Genomic DNA, 15,916 nt, shown 5'->3' with positions numbered 1-15,916 from the left:
CAGATTAGCGGAGGCCCAGTCCGACCAGGACGTACGCCAGGGTGCGGCGATCTCCGCCCGCCGTCACCGACCAGTCCGCGTCGAACGAGAGCCGCACCTGCCGGTGCGCGGCCAGCCGGACGGGCAGCACCAGCTCGGTCAGGCCCGGACCGACGTCGGCCTTCGCGACCGGGACGCCGTCGACGGACACGGTGACGGTGCCGTACTCGGTGGCGTCGTCGGGCAGGTAGGTCTTGAACTCGAGCGCGTCGACCTCGGCCGTGGTGAGCACCGGGAACTCGATCGACGGCGCCGCCCAGTCGTCGTGGGCGATGCCGTTCATCCGGCCGGTGACCAGGCCGGCGCCGCGCACCAGCCGTTCGCCGTTGGTGCCGCCGGGCCGGAAGGAGACACGCCCGGCCGGGTCGACGACCCGGGTGTCGCGCACCGACCGCTCGGGCGTGCGGGTGCCGTGGACGCGCAGCGGCTGCGGTGTGGGGTGGAAGAGCGCGGTCAGCCGGGTGCCCGTGACGAGCCCGAGATCGAGCAGGCTGTCGTCGAGGACGCCGATCTCGTCGATCAACGCGACGTGAGCCGGGTCGTCCATGTCGAAGTTGTGGCCGTAGATGCGGTCGACGAACGGGTCGATCACGTTGCCGTAGGGCAGGAACAGGCTCGGGTGCAGGAAGTCGAGGAGCACCGGCAGGACGTCCTGCGCGCGGATGCCCTCGAAGCCGTCCGCGGCGCAGTCGACGTCGACGAACTGCGCGTCGATCTCGCCGGTGAGGCCGTTGCGGCGCAGCTCCGGCGGCAGCGTCGCCCAGATCCGGTCGACGACCTCGTGGGCCTCGGGCCACCGGCGGTGCCCGTTGCGGCCGATCATGTCGTGCACGACCAGGACGCCGTCGGCGGTGAGGCTGTCCTTGATCTGCGCGTAGAGGTGTTCGAGGTCCAGCACGTGGTGCAGGGCCTGGAAGCCGACGACGACGTCGTGTTCGGCGTCGGCGCGCCAGGTGTTGAAGTCGGCGGTGATCAGCTCGACGCGGTCGGCCACGCCCTGCTCGCGGGCCGACGCCTCGGCGCGCGCCTGCATCTCGGGGTTCAGCTCCAGCAGCCGCAGCCGCACGTTGGCCAGGCCTTCGGCGGCGAGCCCGCGCAGCCAGCCGAGCTCCTGGTCGCCGTTGCCGCTGCCCAGCGAAAGCACGACGGCGTCGCGGGAAAGCTGCCGCGCGCGCTCGGCGATCTGCCCGACGATCAGCTCGTCGAGGCCGGGGACGCCGAGCGCTTCGAGCTTCGGGCGCACGTGCCGGTTGGACCACCGGTGCGCCGACGGCGGCAGGTTGCCGTGGATCTCCTCCTGGCCGGCGAAGGTTTCGCGCTCCCTGGCCAGCCGCTGGTCGTAGCCAAGTCCTCGGCCACCGCTCATCGCCAGTCCCCCTCGCGTTCACCCGTTCGGGACCGTCCGTCACCGGCCCGGCGCTAGGATACGGCTGTGTCGTTCCGTCCTCCGTCGCAGTTGCCCGCCGAGCAGGGCCTGCCGAGGACCCCGGAGTCGTTCCTGCCGAAGGAGCACAACCTCTACCGGCCCCGGCACAGCAAGCGCCAGCGCACGGCACTGGCCTGCGCGGCCGTCTTCTTCGTCACGCCGCTGCTGCTTTCGGTGGTCGGCGTGCGCGCCACCGCCTTCGAAAACCGGCCGCTGCGCGAGTTCCCCAGCCTGGCCGACGGCTGGGGCTTCTTCACCGGCATGTCCGGCTGGGCGACCGACCACCTGCCGCTGCGGCAGGCCGGGGTCCAGGCCGCCGACGCCGTCAGCACCGGCGTCTTCGGCGACCCGCCCGGCTCGGGGCAGGGCACGGCCCACGACGGCGGCACGGTCGGCGTCGACCAGGGCAAGCCCGACAACGGCGACATCCCGGGGTACGTCTACCCCACCGTGCTGCCGGGCAAGGACGGCTGGCTGTACCTCGGCGAAGACGTCAACGCCCGGTGCCGCCCGGTGATGAGCACCGACCAGGTCATCGCCGCGCTGCGGAAGCTGCGGGCCGCCGTGGAGCGCTCCGGGCGGAAGTTCGAGCTGGTCTTCGCGCCGGACAAGTACAGCGAAGAGCCCGCGCACCTGCCCGACACCTACGTCGGCAAGCCGTGCGCCCAGGCGCGCACGGCCGAGTTCTGGAACCGCGTGCCGCGCGAGACCGGCGCGATCGACCTGCGGCCCGCGCTCGCCGACGCGGAGAAGCGCGTCGGGCACCCGCTGTACGACAAGAACGACACGCACTGGTCGTTCGACGGCGGCCTGGTCATGACGTACGCGCTGGGTGCGGCGATCGCGCCCGGCAGCACCGCGGGCTGGCAGGCGGCGCCCACCGGCGTCCGGCCGTGGCCCGCGGACCTGGCCAGGGTGCTCGGCCGCGACGAGCAGCGGCAGCTGACGACGTACAGCCTGTCCACCGACGGCGGGGCCGACCGCACCCGCTACATCGCCAGCGACTTCAAGAGCCCGTTGCAGCTGAGCCAGCCCGACGGCGCCAAGCCTGCCGGTTCGATCGCCCCGAACATGGCGGTCGTGGCCGACTCGTTCACCCAGTTCGCCAGCCCGTTCCTGGCCGCCGCCTGCCAGGACGTCACCATCGTGCACGCCGAAACGGTTGCGCAGAGCACCGCGCAGGAGATGACGAGCCTGTTCGCCGACCGCGACATCGTCACTTTCGAACTGGTCGAACGCAGCGTGATCGGCGGGTCGACGGCACTGCTGCGCGACCAGACCATCGACCTGCTCGGCCAGGTGCTGGCCGCCCACCCCCGCTGACCCGCGAGCCGTCCGCCACGCGAAGGTAACGACGGGGTGGTGGGCGACGAACAGGTGAGCACACCCGTGCACAATGACTCCGTGCGGCCACGCTCGGCGTGAGCAGCACCGACACGTTCGCATTCGCAGGCGATATACCCAAGGGGGTACCGGGGTGACCTGGCAGGAAGAGCTGCGCAAGCTCGACGAGGAGCTGGCGGCAGGCAACCTGACGGCCGACGAATACCGGGCGCGACGTGATCGGGTGCTGTCCATGGCCGTCTCGACCGGCGACCAGTCGCAGGCCGCGGCCCAGCCCGCGCAGCCGCAGGCGCCGAGCACCGCGGCCGACACGCAGATCATCGCGCCGGTGTCCCCGCCTGCTCAGCCGGACCAGCAGGCGGGCTCGGCCGAGGCGACCCAGGTCGTCTCGGCGGCCGACGCCGCGGGGGCCGAGCGGACCCAGGTGGTCCCGCAGTGGCAGCAACAGCAGCAGCAGCAGCACCCGAACTCGCCCTCGGGCGGGTTCCCGCAGCCGATGCAGCAGCCGCCGTACGCGCAGCACTCGCCGGCCGGCGGGTTCGCCCAGCCGATGCAGCAGCAGCAGCAGAACCCGTGGGGCGCGCCGCAGCAGGACGCCAGCCCGCCGTGGGGTGGCTCGGAGTTCCCGCCGCTGGCGCCGCCGTCGAACAACGCGGACTGGATCAGCCAGGGCCCGGAGAGCTTCCAGACGCAGCCGTCGTCGGGCAAGGGCAAGAAGATCGCCTTCGCCGTGGTCGCGGTGCTCGTGGTGGCGGGCCTCGGTTTCGGCGTCTGGGCGCTGTTCATCAAGGACGGCGGCACCGGGTCGGCGCCGCCGGTGGCGCAGAGCTCCAGCCCGCAGCCGCCGCCCGCGCCGACCGTCAAGCCGCTCCCCGAGCCGCCCGCGCCCAAGCCGGAGCCGGGCGACAACTCGTCGGCGCTGGTCACCCCGGCGGGCACCACCCGCGCCGGCGGCGGCGAGTTCGACATGGACAAGCTGGAGTCGGCCAAGTACCTGCCGACCACGGTCATCGAGAAGGCCAAGTCGGGCGGCATGACCGAGGGCCTGCTCAAGACGACCAAGGACGGCGACGTCACGCTGGGCCTGTTCGCGCTAGAGATGCCGAACGCGCAGGCCGCGGCCGCGGTGGCCGCCGAGTACGGCAACGCCGAGCAGGAAGGCGGCCTGACCGTCAACCGGAACCTGTCGCTGCACGGGGTGCCGGTCTACTCGGCGGCGGACAGCACCCAGCAGGTGTACCGCGCGGTCTACGTGCTCTACAACCGGGTCATCATCATCGACTCGTTCGGCCCGTCCAAGGACGCGACGCTCAGCTCGTTCAAGACGCTGCTGACCGCGCAGGTCCAGAAGGCGCCGCCGACGGAGCGCACCAACAACTGACCTGACCCCGAAAGTGTGACTTTCGCCGTGTCGGTGAACGTCGTCCCCCGCCCGGCCGCCCAGTGAGCAGAGCATCGGCCGGGAGAGGAGGCGCCGTGATCTGGATCTGCCTGGTCGGTGTCCTCGCCGTGGTGTTCCTGGTGCGCGCGGTCCGCGTGGTGCGCCGGGTCAGGCGGGGCGACGCGGTGTGACGAGCCCGGACTCGTAGGCCAGCACCACCAGCTGGGCTCGGTCGCGCGCGCCGATCTTCGTCATGATGCGGCTGACGTGGGTGCGCGCGGTCGCCGTCGAGATCACCAGGTGGGCGGCGATTTCGTCGTTCGACATCCCGCCGGCGACCAGGCCGAGCACCTCGCGTTCGCGGTCGGTGATCTCGCGGACGGCGCTGGTGTCGATGCGCCGGTTCTCCGGCCGGCCGACGAACTCCTGGATCAGCCGGCGGGTGACCGTCGGCGCCAGCAGCGCCTCCCCGCTCGCGACGACCCGCAGCGCGCGCAGCAGTTCCACCGGCTCGGTGTCCTTCAGCAGGAACCCGCTCGCCCCCGCGCGCAGGGCCTCGTAGACGTACTCGTCGACGTCGAACGTGGTCAGGACCAGCACCTTCGTCCCGGCGAGCTCGGGGTTCGCGGTGATCCGGCGGGTCGCCTCCAGGCCGTCGACGCCCGGCATGCGGACGTCCATCACGACGATGTCGGGCTGGTGCTCGAGCGCGCCGGCGACCGCCTGCTCGCCGTCACCGGCCTCACCGACGACCTCGAAGCCGTCTTCGGTCTCCAGCAGCACGCGGAACCCGGCGCGGACCAGGACCTGGTCGTCGGCCAGCAGGACGCGGATCATGCTTCCCCCTCGATCGGTAGCTCGACGCTCACTTCGAACCCGCCGTCGACCGGCCCGGCGGTGCAGCGCCCGCCGAGCGCCGCGGCGCGCTCGCACATGCCCCGGAGGCCGTGACCCGGCGTCGGCTGAGCGGTGCCGCGGCCGTCGTCCCGCACCTTCATGGTGAGTGTCCCGGTCCGGCGTTCGAACCGGACGTCGACGTGTTCCGGCTGGTCGGCGTGCCGGACGACGTTCGTCAGCGACTCCTGCAGGATCCGGTAGGCGGCCGCGTCGACGGGGGCGGGCAGGTCGCCGGGCTCGCCGTGGACGTCGACCGTGAGCCCGGCGTCCCTGGCATGGTCCAGCAGCTCGCCGGCCTGGGCGAGGCTGGGCGCGGGCGCCTTGCCTTCGCCGGAGCGCAGCACCGCCACGGTCGCGCGCAGGTCGTTCAACGCGGACGCGCTGGCCGCCTTGATGTTGAGCAGGGCTTCCTTCGCCTGCTCGGGCCGCCGGTCGGCGACGTGCGCGGCGACACCGGCCTGGACGTTGATCATCGCGAGGCTGTGCGCGACGACGTCGTGGACCTCGCGGGCGATGCGGAGCCGTTCCTGCTCGGCGAGCCGGTGGCGGTGCTCGTCGGCCTGGGCGCGGCGGGCGGCGAGCGCGTCGAGCTGGTACCGGACGGCCGTGCCGACGCCGATGACGGCGGTCAGCCAGACCACGAGGAACCCGGCGCCGACCGCCAGCGTGAACGACCCCGACGTCACGACGTGCGCGAGGTAGAGGACGGCGAGCGCGGCGGTGCCGGTGATGCCCGCGGTGAGCGGGCCGCGCTGCCGGGTGAGCAGGAACAGCGCGACGGTCGGGACGACGATGATCGGGCCGCCGGGCAGCCCCGAGGCGTAGTAGCCGAACGCGGACGCGGTCGTGACCAGGAAGATCGTCAGCGGGAAGCGGTGGACGGCCAGCAGCGTCAGGCCGATGGCGGCCAGCCACGCGGCCGCGAGCGGCGTCATCGGTGCGGCGCCGGGCTGCCAGCGCGAGGAACCGCTGGTCGCCCCGAGCACGAACACGGTGACGACGACGGTGCGCACCACGCGTCCCACCCAGGGCGGCCATCTCATGCCGCGAAAGCTACCGGGCGCGGGCGGGCCGCGCGTCCGTCTCGGAGCGCACCGCCGGCGTACGTCGTCAGTCGAACGCGAGCGGCAGCTTCGCCGCCGTCTCCTCGTCGGCCGGGGTGTAGGTCGACATGGTGATCTCCGACCGGCGGCCGTAGTAGAGGTAGGTGAAGTTGAACTGCAGCAGCCCGACGTCCGGGTGCAGGTAGCGCTTGGTGCGGATCGGTTCCGAGTTGACGTCGTGGTGCGGCCACAGCTCGGCGAACAGCGGCGACTCGGCCTTCAGGCGCTTGACCAGCTGCTTCCACGCCGGCTCGGCGACGTGGTCGGCCATCGCCGCGCGGAAGGAGGCGATCACGCGCGGGATGTTCGCGTCCCAGTCGAGCATCCGCTTGCGCCACTCCGGGTTGAGCAGGCACTGGACCAGGGTGTTCCGGTCGCCGAACGGGATGGCGTCGACGTCGCCCATCAGCCAGGTGTAGCCGCGGTTATAGCCGAGCAGGTCGCAGCGGGCGTTGCGGATCGCGACCGGGTACGGCTCGAGCTTCTTCAGCATGAGCTCCATCGCGGGCGTGATGACCTGGCAGTCCTTCTCGCGCTCCGGCTCGGGCGCGCCGGCCAGGCGGAAGAGGTGGACGTGCTCGTGCGGGTCGAGCCGCAGGGTGCGGGCGATCGCCTGCAGGACCTGCTCGGACGCGTTGATGTCGCGGCCCTGCTCGAGCCAGGTGTACCAGGTGACCCCGACGCCGGCGAGCTGCGCGACCTCTTCGCGGCGCAGCCCCGGCGTCCGGCGGCGGCCCACGATCGGCAGGCCGACCTGCTCGGGCGTGATCCGCTCGCGACGGCTGCGCAGGAACCGCGCCAGCTCCTGGCGGCGGAGGCCGGATTCGACGGCGGTGGTCATGGTGCCAGGATGACACGCTCCCGAAACTGGTACCAGGTAGTGGCTGGTACCTGGATAAACAACAACTGGTACCAGTTTCCGAGCGGGTTGATCGTAGTACTCATGACCACGACCTCCCTTGCGCCGGAGACCACCGGCGCCCCCGGCCGGCCGGGACTGACCCCCGCCGGCCTGGTCACGGTGCTGCTGGGGGCGGCACTGCCGATCATCGACTTCTTCATCGTCAACGTCGCGCTGCCGACGATCGATGCCGACCTCCACGCGTCCACCGCCACCCTGGAGCTGGTGGTGGCGGCCTACGGCATCGCGTACGCGGTGCTGCTGGTGGTCGGCGGCCGCCTCGGCGACTCGTTCGGCAGGCGGCGGCTGTTCTTCGCGGGCCTCTGGCTGTTCACGCTGACGTCGCTGGCCTGCGGCATCGCCCCGACGGCCGGCACGCTGGTGGTGGCCCGCGCCGCGCAGGGTGCGGCGTCGGCCCTCCTGCTGCCGCAGGTGCTCTCGATCATCCAGGCGACGACGTCGGGCGAGCAGCGGTCGCGCGCGCTCGGCCTGTTCGGCGCGACGGGCGGCATCTCGACGGTGGTCGGCCAGCTGCTCGGCGGCGGGCTGGTGGCGGCCGACCTGTGGGGCACCGGCTGGCGGCCGATCTTCCTGGTGAACGTCCCGATCGGCCTGGTGGTGCTGGTCATGGCCCGGCGGCTGCCGGAGAGCCGCGCGCACAACCCGCTGGGCGTCGACCGGCTGGGCACCGCACTGCTGGCCGTGACGCTGTTGTCGTTGCTGGTGCCGCTGATGGAAGGCCGGGCGCTGGGCTGGCCTCTGTGGACGATCGCGCTGCTGGTCCTGTTCCCGTTCGCGGCGGCGGCGCTCGTGCACGTCGAACGGCGGTTGGAGCGCCAGGGCGGAACGCCGCTGCTGCCGCCGTCGGTGCTGCGGCTGCCGAGCGTGCGACGCGGGCTGATGGTGGCGGTGCCGTTCTTCGGCGCGTTCGGGTCGTTCATGTTCGTGTTCGCGATGACGCTGCAGGAAGGCCTGCACTTCGGCCCGCTGGGCGCGGGTGGCGCGCTGACGCCGCTGGCCGTCGCGTACTTCACGGTGTCGATGCTGAGCAGCCGCCTGGTGGCGCGCTACGGGCCGAAGGTCGTGCCGGTCGGCGGCGCGATCACGGCGATGGGCATGGTGGCGCTGCTGTGCACGGTGCTGTCGGCGTGGCCGCACGTGACGATCCTCGACCTGGCGCCGTCGATGGTGGCGATCGGCGTCGGCAACGCGCTGGCGATGACGACGTTGTTCCGGATCGTGCTGTCCCACGTGCCGACGGACCTGGCCGGCGTGGGATCGGGTGTGATGACGACGAACCAGCAGACGTCGCTGGCGCTGGGCGTGGCGACGCTGGGGAGTTTGTACGCGACGCTGTCGGGCTCGCTGGGGAGCCGGGACGCGTTTGCGCTGGTGATCGGCGTGGTGGCGGTGCTGGCGGCGATCGTCGCCGTCACCGGACGGCGGCTGCCGGACCCGCGGGCGTAGAAATCCGGGATTCACCCGTCGGAAAATCCGGCCGCCGGACGACTATGAAGGTGTGACGGAACCTCGGGTACGACCGGACCCGGCCTTCGCGCTGCTCGGGCTGTACGAGACGGCCCTGCCGGAGGTCTACGGGTACCTGCTGTCCCGGTGCGGCGACCGCACGCTCGCCGAGGAGCTGACGTCCGAGACGTTCCTCGGGGCGGTCGCCGCCTGTCGCAAGGAGTACGCGCCCGCGGTGAGCACCGGGTGGCTGATCGGCGTGGCCCGGCACAAGCTCGCCGACCACTGGCGACGGCTCGAACGCGAGGAACGCGGCCTGCGGCTCGTGCACGACAGCGAGCCCGACGTCGACGACCCGTGGGACGAGCAGCTCGACGCCCTGCGCGCGAGACAGGTGCTCGACTCGCTCGGCCCGCACCACCGGGCCGCGTTGACGCTGCGGTACGTCGACGGCCTCGGCGTCCCCGAGGTCGCCGGCCACCTGGGGCGCAGCGTGCACGCCACCGAGGCGTTGCTGGTGCGGGCCCGCGCCGCGTTCCGGCGGGCTTATGAGGAGAAGGAGGGTCGCGATGCCTGAGCCTTTCGACGCGCTTCGCCGTCCCTCCGAGCGGGTGGCGCCGGACCCGGAGTTCGTCGCCGAACTGCGCGACAACCTACGTCGCCTGATCTTGAACGGAGCCGAAATGACAACCACCGAGGCCCCCGCGGCTGCCGCCGCACTGCGTTCGCTGACGCCCTACCTCGCGGTTTCCGACGCCCGCGCCGCCCTCGACTTCTACGTCGAGGTGTTCGGCGCGGTCCGCCGCGGCGAGCCGATGCTGATGGACGACGGCCGCGTCGGGCACGCGGAGCTGGCCATCGGCGACGCCGTGCTGATGCTCGCCGAGGAGTACCCGGAGATCGGCCACGTGGCACCGCGCGAGGGGGGCGCGTCGGTGCGGGTGGAGGTGCCGGACGTCGACGTTTCGGTGGCGCGGGCGCTGGAGCTGGGCGCGACGCTGATCCGCGAGGTGACCGACTCGCCGTACGGCCGCGGCGGCTCGTTCCGCGACCCGTTCGGCCAGCGCTGGCTGGTGTCCCAGGCGGCCACCCCGGCCGCGGGCCCGCAGCCGGCCCGCCACGGCGAGGCCATGTACTTCACGTTCCAGGTCCCGGAAGCCGCGCCGGCGAAGGAGTTCTACGGGGCGGTGCTGGGCTGGCAGTTCACGCCGGGCTCGACGGCGGACGCGTGGGGGTTCGCGGGGCCGGGTCTCGAAGGCGGGCTGTGGGCCGGCGACCGGCAGGTGGGCTGGAAGCTGATGTACGCGGTCGACGACCTGGAGTCGGCGCTGGCGCGGGTGCGGGCGCAGGGCGGCCGGGCGGGCGAGGTGGAGCGCCACCCGTACGGGACGACCGCGGACTGCACCGACAACCAGGGCATCGAGTTCTGGCTGTGGGAGAAGCCCTAGCGGCCCGCCGCGTAACCCTGCATCCCGCGGGCGTTGGCCGCCGCGCGGAGGACGCCGTCGGTGCGGGAGACCGCCGACAGGCGGCCCAGTGCCCAGTCGCCCGCGTCCAGGAGCTGGTGGCCGCGGGCGCGCAGTGCGTCCAATGTGGACGCTCCCAGCCGCGACTCCGCCACCAGCTCGCGCGGGCTCCACGACCGCGGGTAGAACGAGCTGGGGAACGCGTTCGTGTGCCAGGCCGGGCTGTCGATCGACTCCTGGAGGTTCAGGCCGCCGTAGACGTGAGCCAGCCAGAAACACAGCTGCCACTGGTCCTGCTGGTCGCCGCCCGGGGTGCCGAAGGCCAGCGTCGGGACTCCGTCGCGCAGAGCCAGCGACGGGGACAGCGTGATGCGCGGGCGCTTGCGCGGGGCCAGCGAATTCGGCAGGCCCTGCTCCAGCCAGAACATCTGCCCGCGGGAATCCAGGCAGAAACCCAGCGATGGAATCGTCGGGCTGGACTGCAGCCAGCCGCCGGACGGCGTCAACGAGACCAGGTTGCCCGCCGCGTCGACGACGTCGAGGTGGACCGTGTCGCCGCGGGTCTGGCCCTGGGGGCCGACCGTGGGCTCGCCCGTGGCGCCGTCGCCCGCCTCGATGCCCTGCAGGGAGTCCAGGATCGCCGGGAGGCGGGCCGGGCCGCGGGCGTCGCCCGGGCGCAGCTCAGAGGACGCCGTCTCGGTGATCAGCGCGCGCCGGGCGTCGGTGTACGACGGCGACAGCAGCACGTCCAGGGGCACGTCGGTGTCGCCGTACCAGGCCTCGCGATCCGCGAAGGCCAGCTTCGCCGCTTCGGTCGCCAGGTGGACCGTGCGCTCCGACGGCACGCCGTCCACATAGGACAGCTCGTCGCGGAGGCCGTGCAGCAGCAACGCCTGCTGCAGCAGCGCGGGTCCCTGCGTCCAGCCACCCATCTTCACCAGGCGCCAGTCGCCGACGTCGGCGAACGCCGGGTCCTCGTACGACGCTGACCACGACGCCAGGTCGTCGCCGGTCAGCAGGCCCGCGTGGGCGCGACCGGAGTCGTCGCGGAAGGCCTGGCGGCTGAACTGCTCGATCGCCTCCGCGACGAAGCCCTGTGACCAGGCCCGACGGCCCGCCTCGAGCTGCGCTCCGCGGCCTGAGACGGACTCCGCCTCCCGCAGCAGCCGCTCCCACGTGTCGGCCAGCGCCGGGTTGCGGTGCAGGCCCGAAGCCGGCTTGCCGTCCGGCATCCACAGCGCGGCCGACGTCGGCCAGTGCTCGGTGAACAGCCGCGAGACGGCGCGGATCGTGTCGCCGACCCGCGACACCAGCGGGACGCCGTTGCGCGCGTAGCCGATGGCGTACTTCAGCACCTCGCGAAGCGGCTTCGTGCCGTAGTCGCGAAGCAGCAGGAGCCAGGCGTCCCACGCACCCGGCACCGTCGCCGGGAGCAGGCCGCTGCCCGGGATCAGGTCGAGCCCGAGCGACGCGAAGTGCTCCGGCGTGGCCCCCGCGGGCGACGGGCCCTGTCCGGCCAGCGCCCGCGGGGTCGGATCGTCCGCCGTCACGAAGAGGCCGGGCACCTGGCCGGCCGGACCGCACAGGTGCGGCTCGGCGACCTGCAGGACGAAGCCGGCGGCGACCGCCGCGTCGAACGCGTTGCCGCCGTCCTCCAGCACCGCCATCCCGGTGGCCGAAGCCAGCCAGTGCGTCGATGCCACCATCCCGAAGGTGCCGGTCAGCTCCGGCCTCGTCGTGAACATGCCCCGATAGTACGCATTGCTAAGGAGGGCACTTTCACGTGAAAGTGCCCTCCTGGGGCTACCAGGACGCCGGACGGCGGCGGTCCGGCTCGTACGGCTGCGTGATGATTTCCATCCCGTTGCCGCCGGGATCGAGGAAATAGACGCCACGGCCGCCGTGGTTGTGGTTGATTTCGCCGAACTGCTTTCCCATCGGGTCGGCGTGGTAGGTCACGCCGGTTTCGACGAGCCGCGCGAAGACGGCGTCGAAGTCGTCCTCCGGGATCAGGAAGCAGTAGTGCTGCAGGCGCAGGTCCTCTTCGGGGATGGTCGCGAAGTCCAGCCGGACGCCGTTGCGCGTCTCGACGGGGATGAACGGACCCCATTCCTCCCCGACTTCGAGGCCGAGCAGGTTCGCCAGGAATTCGGCGGATTCCCGGTTGTTCCGGGACGGGACGATCAAATGGTTCAATTCAACGGATACAGAAACTGACACGGTTGAAATGCCTCCGGGGCACTCCCGCCACCTCCATGTCTCACCCAGCCGGTGACCGACACGCGATGCCGTGCGGCCAGCCTAACCAAGATCCGGGCCTCAGGGAACCTTGATCCTCGCCGCCGCCCGCGGCCGCCCGACGCCCTGCCAGGACAACCCCGCCTCCACGATCACCCGCGGGTCGAGCAGGTTGCGCGTGTCGACGACGTCGATGCCGTCCATGAGCTCGGCCATCGCGGCCCAGTCGAGGTGCTTGAACTCGGCCCACTCGGTCAGCACGACGACGGCGTCCGCGTCCTTGGCGACCTGGTAGGCGTCGTCGACGACGGTCATCCCGGCGATCTCGCCGTCGACGGCCGGGTCGTAGGCGATCAGCTCGGCGCCCAGCGCGCACAGCACCGAGCAGACGGCGAGCGCTGGCGAGTCGCGCAGGTCGTTGGTGCCGGCCTTGAACGCCAGGCCCAGCACGCCGATCCGGGCGCCGGCCAGTGTCCCGCCGACCGCGCCCGCGATCTTCGCGACGATCCGGTCGCGCTGGGCGAGGTTCTCGTCGATCGCCGACGTCAGCATCGTGAAGTCGTAGTTCACCGACTCGGCCACCTTGACCAGCGCGCTGGTGTCCTTCGGCAGGCAGGAACCGCCCCAGCCGGGGCCGGGCTTGAGGAACGTCCGGCCGATCCGCTTGTCGTGGCCCATCCCCTCGGTGACCAGGGAGATGTCCGCCCCGAGCCGTTCGCACAGCTCGGCGATCGAGTTGACGTAGGACAGCTTCAGCGCGAGGTAGCAGTTCGCGGCGTACTTGACCAGCTCCGCGCTGGCCGCGTCGGCGACGACGACCGGCGCATCGAGCTCGGCGTACAGCTCGCCGACCCAGCGCGCGGCGGCGAGGTCGTCCGAACCGACGACGATCCGGTCCGGGCCCAGGAAGTCGGCGACCGCGGTGCCTTCGCGGAGGAACTCGGGGTTCGACACCACCGGCACGTCGGCCCGGCCGACCAGCTCCCGGATCCGCTTCGACGTGCCGACCGGCACGGTCGACTTGGTGACCAGCGCGCAGCCGCGCGGCAGGACGTCGCCGATCTCGGCCGTCACCGCCTCGACCGCACGCAGGTCGGCGGAGCCACCGGCGCCCATCGGCGTCGGCACGCAGAGGAACACCGCCTGCGCGTGGCGGACCGCGTCCCGCGCGCCGACGACGAACTGCAGGCGCCCGGCCGCGAGCCCGCGGTGGACCAGGTCTTCGAGGCCGGGTTCGAGGATGTCGACGCGTCCCGCGGCCAGCCGCGAGACCTTCGCGCGGTCGACGTCCACGCAAGTGACGAAATGCCCGAGACTGGCCAGGCAGGCCCCCGTGGTCAAGCCGACGTATCCGGTTCCTACCACCACGATCCGAGCTGGCGTCATGCCGCTGAAGGTGACAGCCGGAGTTGACCACGACGCTAACGGAAACGGTCGGGCCCGAGAGCGGTGAGCGAAGACACGAACCAGCGATGCGAACGAGCGTTAACCTGGGTCGGCGAATCGGAGCAGCGAAGGGAACGGCAGAGATGCAGATCAACGGCACCGCGGCGCTCGTCACCGGCGGCGCGTCCGGCCTCGGCGGGGCGACGGCGAAGGCCCTCGCGGCCCAGGGCGCGCGGGTGTTCGCGCTGGACCTGGCGTCGTCCATCGAGAAGGCCGAGCAGATCGACGGCATCACCTACGTCGAAGCCGACGTCACCGACGTCGAGCAGGTCGAGGCCGCCGTCGCGACGGCCGCGGGCTCCGGCGTGCCGCTGCGGACCGTCGTGAACTGCGCGGGCATCGGGCCGTCCGCCCGGATCCTGTCCAAGAAGGGCCGCCACGACCTCGCGCTGTACGCGAAGGTCATCCAGATCAACCTCGTCGGTACGTTCAACGTGCTGACGATCGCGGCCGAGGCGATCGCCAAGACCGAGCCGCTCGAAGACGACGCCCGCGGCGTCATCATCAACACGGCCTCCATCGCGGCCTTCGACGGCCAGATCGGGCAGGTCGCCTACTCGTCGTCCAAGGGCGGCGTCGTCGGCATGACGCTCCCCGCGGCCCGCGACCTGGCCTCGCACGGCATCCGCGTGCTGACCATCGCGCCGGGCATCGTCGACACCCCGATGCTCGCCACGGTCAGCGACGAGTTCCGCGCGTCGCTCGCCTCCGGTGTCCCGTTCCCGAAGCGGCTCGCGCGGCCGGACGAGTACGCGCAGCTCGCGCTGTCGCTCATCGACCACGACTACCTGAACGGCGAGGTCGTCCGGATGGACGGCTCGCTCCGCATGGCCCCGCGCTGACCCCGAGAGGGCGGCACTTTCACGTGAAAGTGCCGCCCCCAGTGGTCAGCGGGTGAGGCGGACCTCGATGCCGATGCCGTCGGTCGTCACCGAGCAGCCGCCGAAGGCGCTTTCCGCGGCCAGCGCCTCGAACTGCTCCCGGGTGAACGCCCGCCGCCGCAGCCACGCCAGGGTCTGCCGGATCGTGAAGCTGCCGACCGCGCCGAGGTTCATCCCGGCGACATCGCGCCGGATGTCGCCGGCGGTGGCCTCGTGGTTCAGGTCGTGGATCAGCGCGGACCCGCCCGGGCGCAGCACGCGGTGCATCTCGTTCAGCGCCGCCACCGGCTGCCGGAAGTTCTTGAACGCGGCCTGGCAGACCAGGTAGTCGAACGACTCCGGCTCGAACGGCGCGTGCGTGATGTCGCCCTGCCGGAAGTCGATGTCGAGGCCCGCGCCGTTTTCCCGGGCGATCTCGACCATGGTGTGGCTGATGTCGAGCCCGGTGACGCGGAAGCCGCGCTTCGCCAGCTCCACGGCGAAGAAGCCCGGGCCGGGCGCGACCTCCAGGACTTCGGCGCCTTCGGGCCAGCCCGCCGTGACCTCGGCCGCCTGCCGCCGGTACTGCACGAGCTGGGCTTCGGTGCCGCGGTTCTTGGCGTACCAGCGGGCCTGGAGGCCCTCCATCTCGGGCACCTTGTGCTTGCGGATCGTCTCCATCGGTTCCTACCTCTCCACGAACTCCCCCAGGTCGTCCGGGAATTCGCCGGTTTCGTGGTAGCGCCGCCAGGCGTCGAGGCCGGGCAGGGCGCCGGTGGTCAGTTCTTCGAGGAAGCCGCGCACCCAGCGCGCTTCGGCTTCCGTCATCGCGAGGTCGTACTCGACCTCCACCAGGAACAGCCGCGGCATGAGCGGCCGCAGCTGGTCGAGCGCCGCGCGGTGCGCCGCCGCGCGTTGTTCGAGTTGCTCGAGCCGCTCCCGCAGCCGGCTGATCGCCTGGTCCGGACCCAGGACGCCGATCATCGACAGCCCCGCCTTGAACCGCGGCGGTTCCCGGTCGACCGTGCCGACGAGCTCGCGGACCCAGTCCTCGAACTCTTCGCGCCCGGCCGGCGTGATCCGGTAGACGGTCCGCTCGGGCCGCCCGCCGTCCTTCACGCTCTCGACCGCCTCGACGAACCCGTGTTTCTCGAGGTTCGCGACGACCGTGTAGAGCGAGCCCCACTTGATCGGCATGTCGGCGTCCTTGCCGCGCTGCTTGAGCACGGCCGCCATCTCGTACGGGTGCATGGGGCGTTCCTGCACGACGGACAGCACGGCCAACCCCAGGACGTTGGCGACCTTCCGCCGCTTCATCTCGAACTCCTCGTCTACGAGTACTCGTGCA

General features: G+C 71.9%; 15 protein-coding genes. 6 read left to right on the top strand and 9 right to left on the bottom strand.

Features of this window, described 5'->3' with window-relative positions:
* Positions 1-4: 4 nt before the first annotated feature.
* Positions 5-1,405, bottom strand: a complete 1,401-nt coding sequence (locus BLW76_RS07800; protein ID WP_091305156.1) for an SAM-dependent methyltransferase — start codon at positions 1,403-1,405, stop codon at positions 5-7.
* A gap of 66 nt (positions 1,406-1,471) precedes the next feature.
* Here BLW76_RS07800 and BLW76_RS07795 point away from each other — a divergent pair, with 66 nt between their 5' ends.
* Both BLW76_RS07795 and BLW76_RS07790 read left to right on the top strand, forming a co-directional pair.
* Positions 1,472-2,788 (top strand): alginate O-acetyltransferase AlgX-related protein, encoded by a 1,317-nt coding sequence (locus BLW76_RS07795; protein WP_341866469.1) that lies wholly within the window; start codon positions 1,472-1,474, stop codon positions 2,786-2,788.
* Positions 2,789-2,942: 154 nt separating this feature from the next.
* Positions 2,943-4,190, top strand: coding sequence for an SHOCT domain-containing protein (locus BLW76_RS07790; protein ID WP_091305155.1), 1,248 nt, complete (start codon positions 2,943-2,945; stop codon positions 4,188-4,190).
* 168 nt (positions 4,191-4,358) lie between these two features.
* Here the strand turns inward: BLW76_RS07790 and BLW76_RS07785 are convergent, their stop codons facing one another.
* The 3 genes from BLW76_RS07785 to BLW76_RS07775 form a co-directional block, all read right to left on the bottom strand.
* On the bottom strand, positions 4,359-5,027 hold the full coding sequence (locus BLW76_RS07785; RefSeq protein ID WP_091305154.1) for a response regulator: 669 nt from the start codon (positions 5,025-5,027) through the stop codon (positions 4,359-4,361).
* Positions 5,024-6,130, bottom strand: coding sequence for a sensor histidine kinase (locus BLW76_RS07780; protein WP_208613237.1), 1,107 nt, complete (start codon positions 6,128-6,130; stop codon positions 5,024-5,026). The genes BLW76_RS07785 and BLW76_RS07780 overlap by 4 nt, the downstream gene beginning before the upstream one ends.
* A 67-nt stretch (positions 6,131-6,197) precedes the next feature.
* On the bottom strand, positions 6,198-7,031 hold the full coding sequence (locus tag BLW76_RS07775; RefSeq protein ID WP_091305152.1) for a helix-turn-helix transcriptional regulator: 834 nt from the start codon (positions 7,029-7,031) through the stop codon (positions 6,198-6,200).
* Between the two features lie 102 nt (positions 7,032-7,133).
* Between BLW76_RS07775 and BLW76_RS07770 the strand changes: the two genes are divergently transcribed.
* Genes BLW76_RS07770 through BLW76_RS07760 form a run of 3 tightly spaced genes read left to right on the top strand, consistent with a single transcriptional unit; the run spans position 7,134 to position 10,006 of the window.
* Positions 7,134-8,558 carry an MFS transporter gene (locus BLW76_RS07770; RefSeq protein WP_091305151.1) on the top strand — a complete coding sequence of 475 codons (1,425 nt, stop codon included), beginning with the start codon at positions 7,134-7,136 and terminating at the stop codon, positions 8,556-8,558.
* A 52-nt stretch (positions 8,559-8,610) separates the two neighbouring features.
* Positions 8,611-9,135, top strand: a complete 525-nt coding sequence (locus BLW76_RS07765) for an RNA polymerase sigma factor (protein WP_091305150.1) — start codon at positions 8,611-8,613, stop codon at positions 9,133-9,135.
* Positions 9,128-10,006 carry a VOC family protein gene (locus tag BLW76_RS07760; protein WP_091305149.1) on the top strand — a complete coding sequence of 293 codons (879 nt, stop codon included), beginning with the start codon at positions 9,128-9,130 and terminating at the stop codon, positions 10,004-10,006. Before BLW76_RS07765 ends, BLW76_RS07760 begins: the two co-directional genes overlap by 8 nt.
* On the opposite strand, the gene BLW76_RS07755 is transcribed toward BLW76_RS07760, so the two are convergent.
* From BLW76_RS07755 to BLW76_RS07745, 3 genes are all read right to left on the bottom strand, one after another.
* A complete protein-coding gene (locus tag BLW76_RS07755; RefSeq protein WP_091305148.1) occupies positions 10,003-11,769 on the bottom strand; it encodes a gamma-glutamyltransferase family protein in 1,767 nt (588 codons plus the stop codon). The genes BLW76_RS07760 and BLW76_RS07755 overlap by 4 nt on opposite strands.
* A 58-nt stretch (positions 11,770-11,827) precedes the next feature.
* Entirely contained in the window at positions 11,828-12,211 is a 384-nt protein-coding gene (locus tag BLW76_RS07750; RefSeq protein WP_244170081.1) for a VOC family protein, read from the bottom strand.
* Positions 12,212-12,343: 132 nt separating this feature from the next.
* Positions 12,344-13,648: a UDP-glucose dehydrogenase family protein gene (locus BLW76_RS07745; RefSeq protein WP_091305146.1), complete on the bottom strand. Its 1,305-nt coding sequence runs from the start codon at positions 13,646-13,648 to the stop codon at positions 12,344-12,346.
* 143 nt (positions 13,649-13,791) lie between these two features.
* Between BLW76_RS07745 and BLW76_RS07740 the strand changes: the two genes are divergently transcribed.
* Positions 13,792-14,550 carry an SDR family NAD(P)-dependent oxidoreductase gene (locus BLW76_RS07740; RefSeq protein ID WP_091305145.1) on the top strand — a complete coding sequence of 253 codons (759 nt, stop codon included), beginning with the start codon at positions 13,792-13,794 and terminating at the stop codon, positions 14,548-14,550.
* 45 nt (positions 14,551-14,595) lie between these two features.
* Here BLW76_RS07740 and BLW76_RS07735 read toward each other — a convergent pair whose 3' ends face one another.
* Positions 14,596-15,249, bottom strand: coding sequence for a class I SAM-dependent methyltransferase (locus tag BLW76_RS07735; RefSeq protein WP_091305144.1), 654 nt, complete (start codon positions 15,247-15,249; stop codon positions 14,596-14,598).
* Between the two features lie 6 nt (positions 15,250-15,255).
* Positions 15,256-15,885, bottom strand: a complete 630-nt coding sequence (locus tag BLW76_RS07730) for a PadR family transcriptional regulator (RefSeq protein WP_091305143.1) — start codon at positions 15,883-15,885, stop codon at positions 15,256-15,258.
* Positions 15,886-15,916 lie beyond the last annotated feature (31 nt).

Source organism: Amycolatopsis tolypomycina, assembly GCF_900105945.1.
Taxonomy (GTDB): Bacteria; Actinomycetota; Actinomycetes; order Mycobacteriales; family Pseudonocardiaceae; genus Amycolatopsis; species Amycolatopsis tolypomycina.
This window is presented reverse-complemented; position numbering and strand designations above follow the sequence as displayed.

Coding starts and splice junctions, on each gene's coding strand:
- BLW76_RS07800 (WP_091305156.1), bottom strand. CDS start 1,405: ATGAGCGGTGGCCGAGGACTTGGCTACGACCAGCGGCTGGCCAGGGAG.
- BLW76_RS07785 (WP_091305154.1), bottom strand. CDS start 5,027: ATGATCCGCGTCCTGCTGGCCGACGACCAGGTCCTGGTCCGCGCCGGG.
- BLW76_RS07780 (WP_208613237.1), bottom strand. CDS start 6,130: ATGAGATGGCCGCCCTGGGTGGGACGCGTGGTGCGCACCGTCGTCGTC.
- BLW76_RS07775 (WP_091305152.1), bottom strand. CDS start 7,031: ATGACCACCGCCGTCGAATCCGGCCTCCGCCGCCAGGAGCTGGCGCGG.
- BLW76_RS07770 (WP_091305151.1), top strand. CDS start 7,134: ATGACCACGACCTCCCTTGCGCCGGAGACCACCGGCGCCCCCGGCCGG.
- BLW76_RS07760 (WP_091305149.1), top strand. CDS start 9,128: ATGCCTGAGCCTTTCGACGCGCTTCGCCGTCCCTCCGAGCGGGTGGCG.
- BLW76_RS07755 (WP_091305148.1), bottom strand. CDS start 11,769: ATGTTCACGACGAGGCCGGAGCTGACCGGCACCTTCGGGATGGTGGCA.
- BLW76_RS07745 (WP_091305146.1), bottom strand. CDS start 13,648: ATGACGCCAGCTCGGATCGTGGTGGTAGGAACCGGATACGTCGGCTTG.
- BLW76_RS07740 (WP_091305145.1), top strand. CDS start 13,792: ATGCAGATCAACGGCACCGCGGCGCTCGTCACCGGCGGCGCGTCCGGC.
- BLW76_RS07735 (WP_091305144.1), bottom strand. CDS start 15,249: ATGGAGACGATCCGCAAGCACAAGGTGCCCGAGATGGAGGGCCTCCAG.
- BLW76_RS07730 (WP_091305143.1), bottom strand. CDS start 15,885: ATGAAGCGGCGGAAGGTCGCCAACGTCCTGGGGTTGGCCGTGCTGTCC.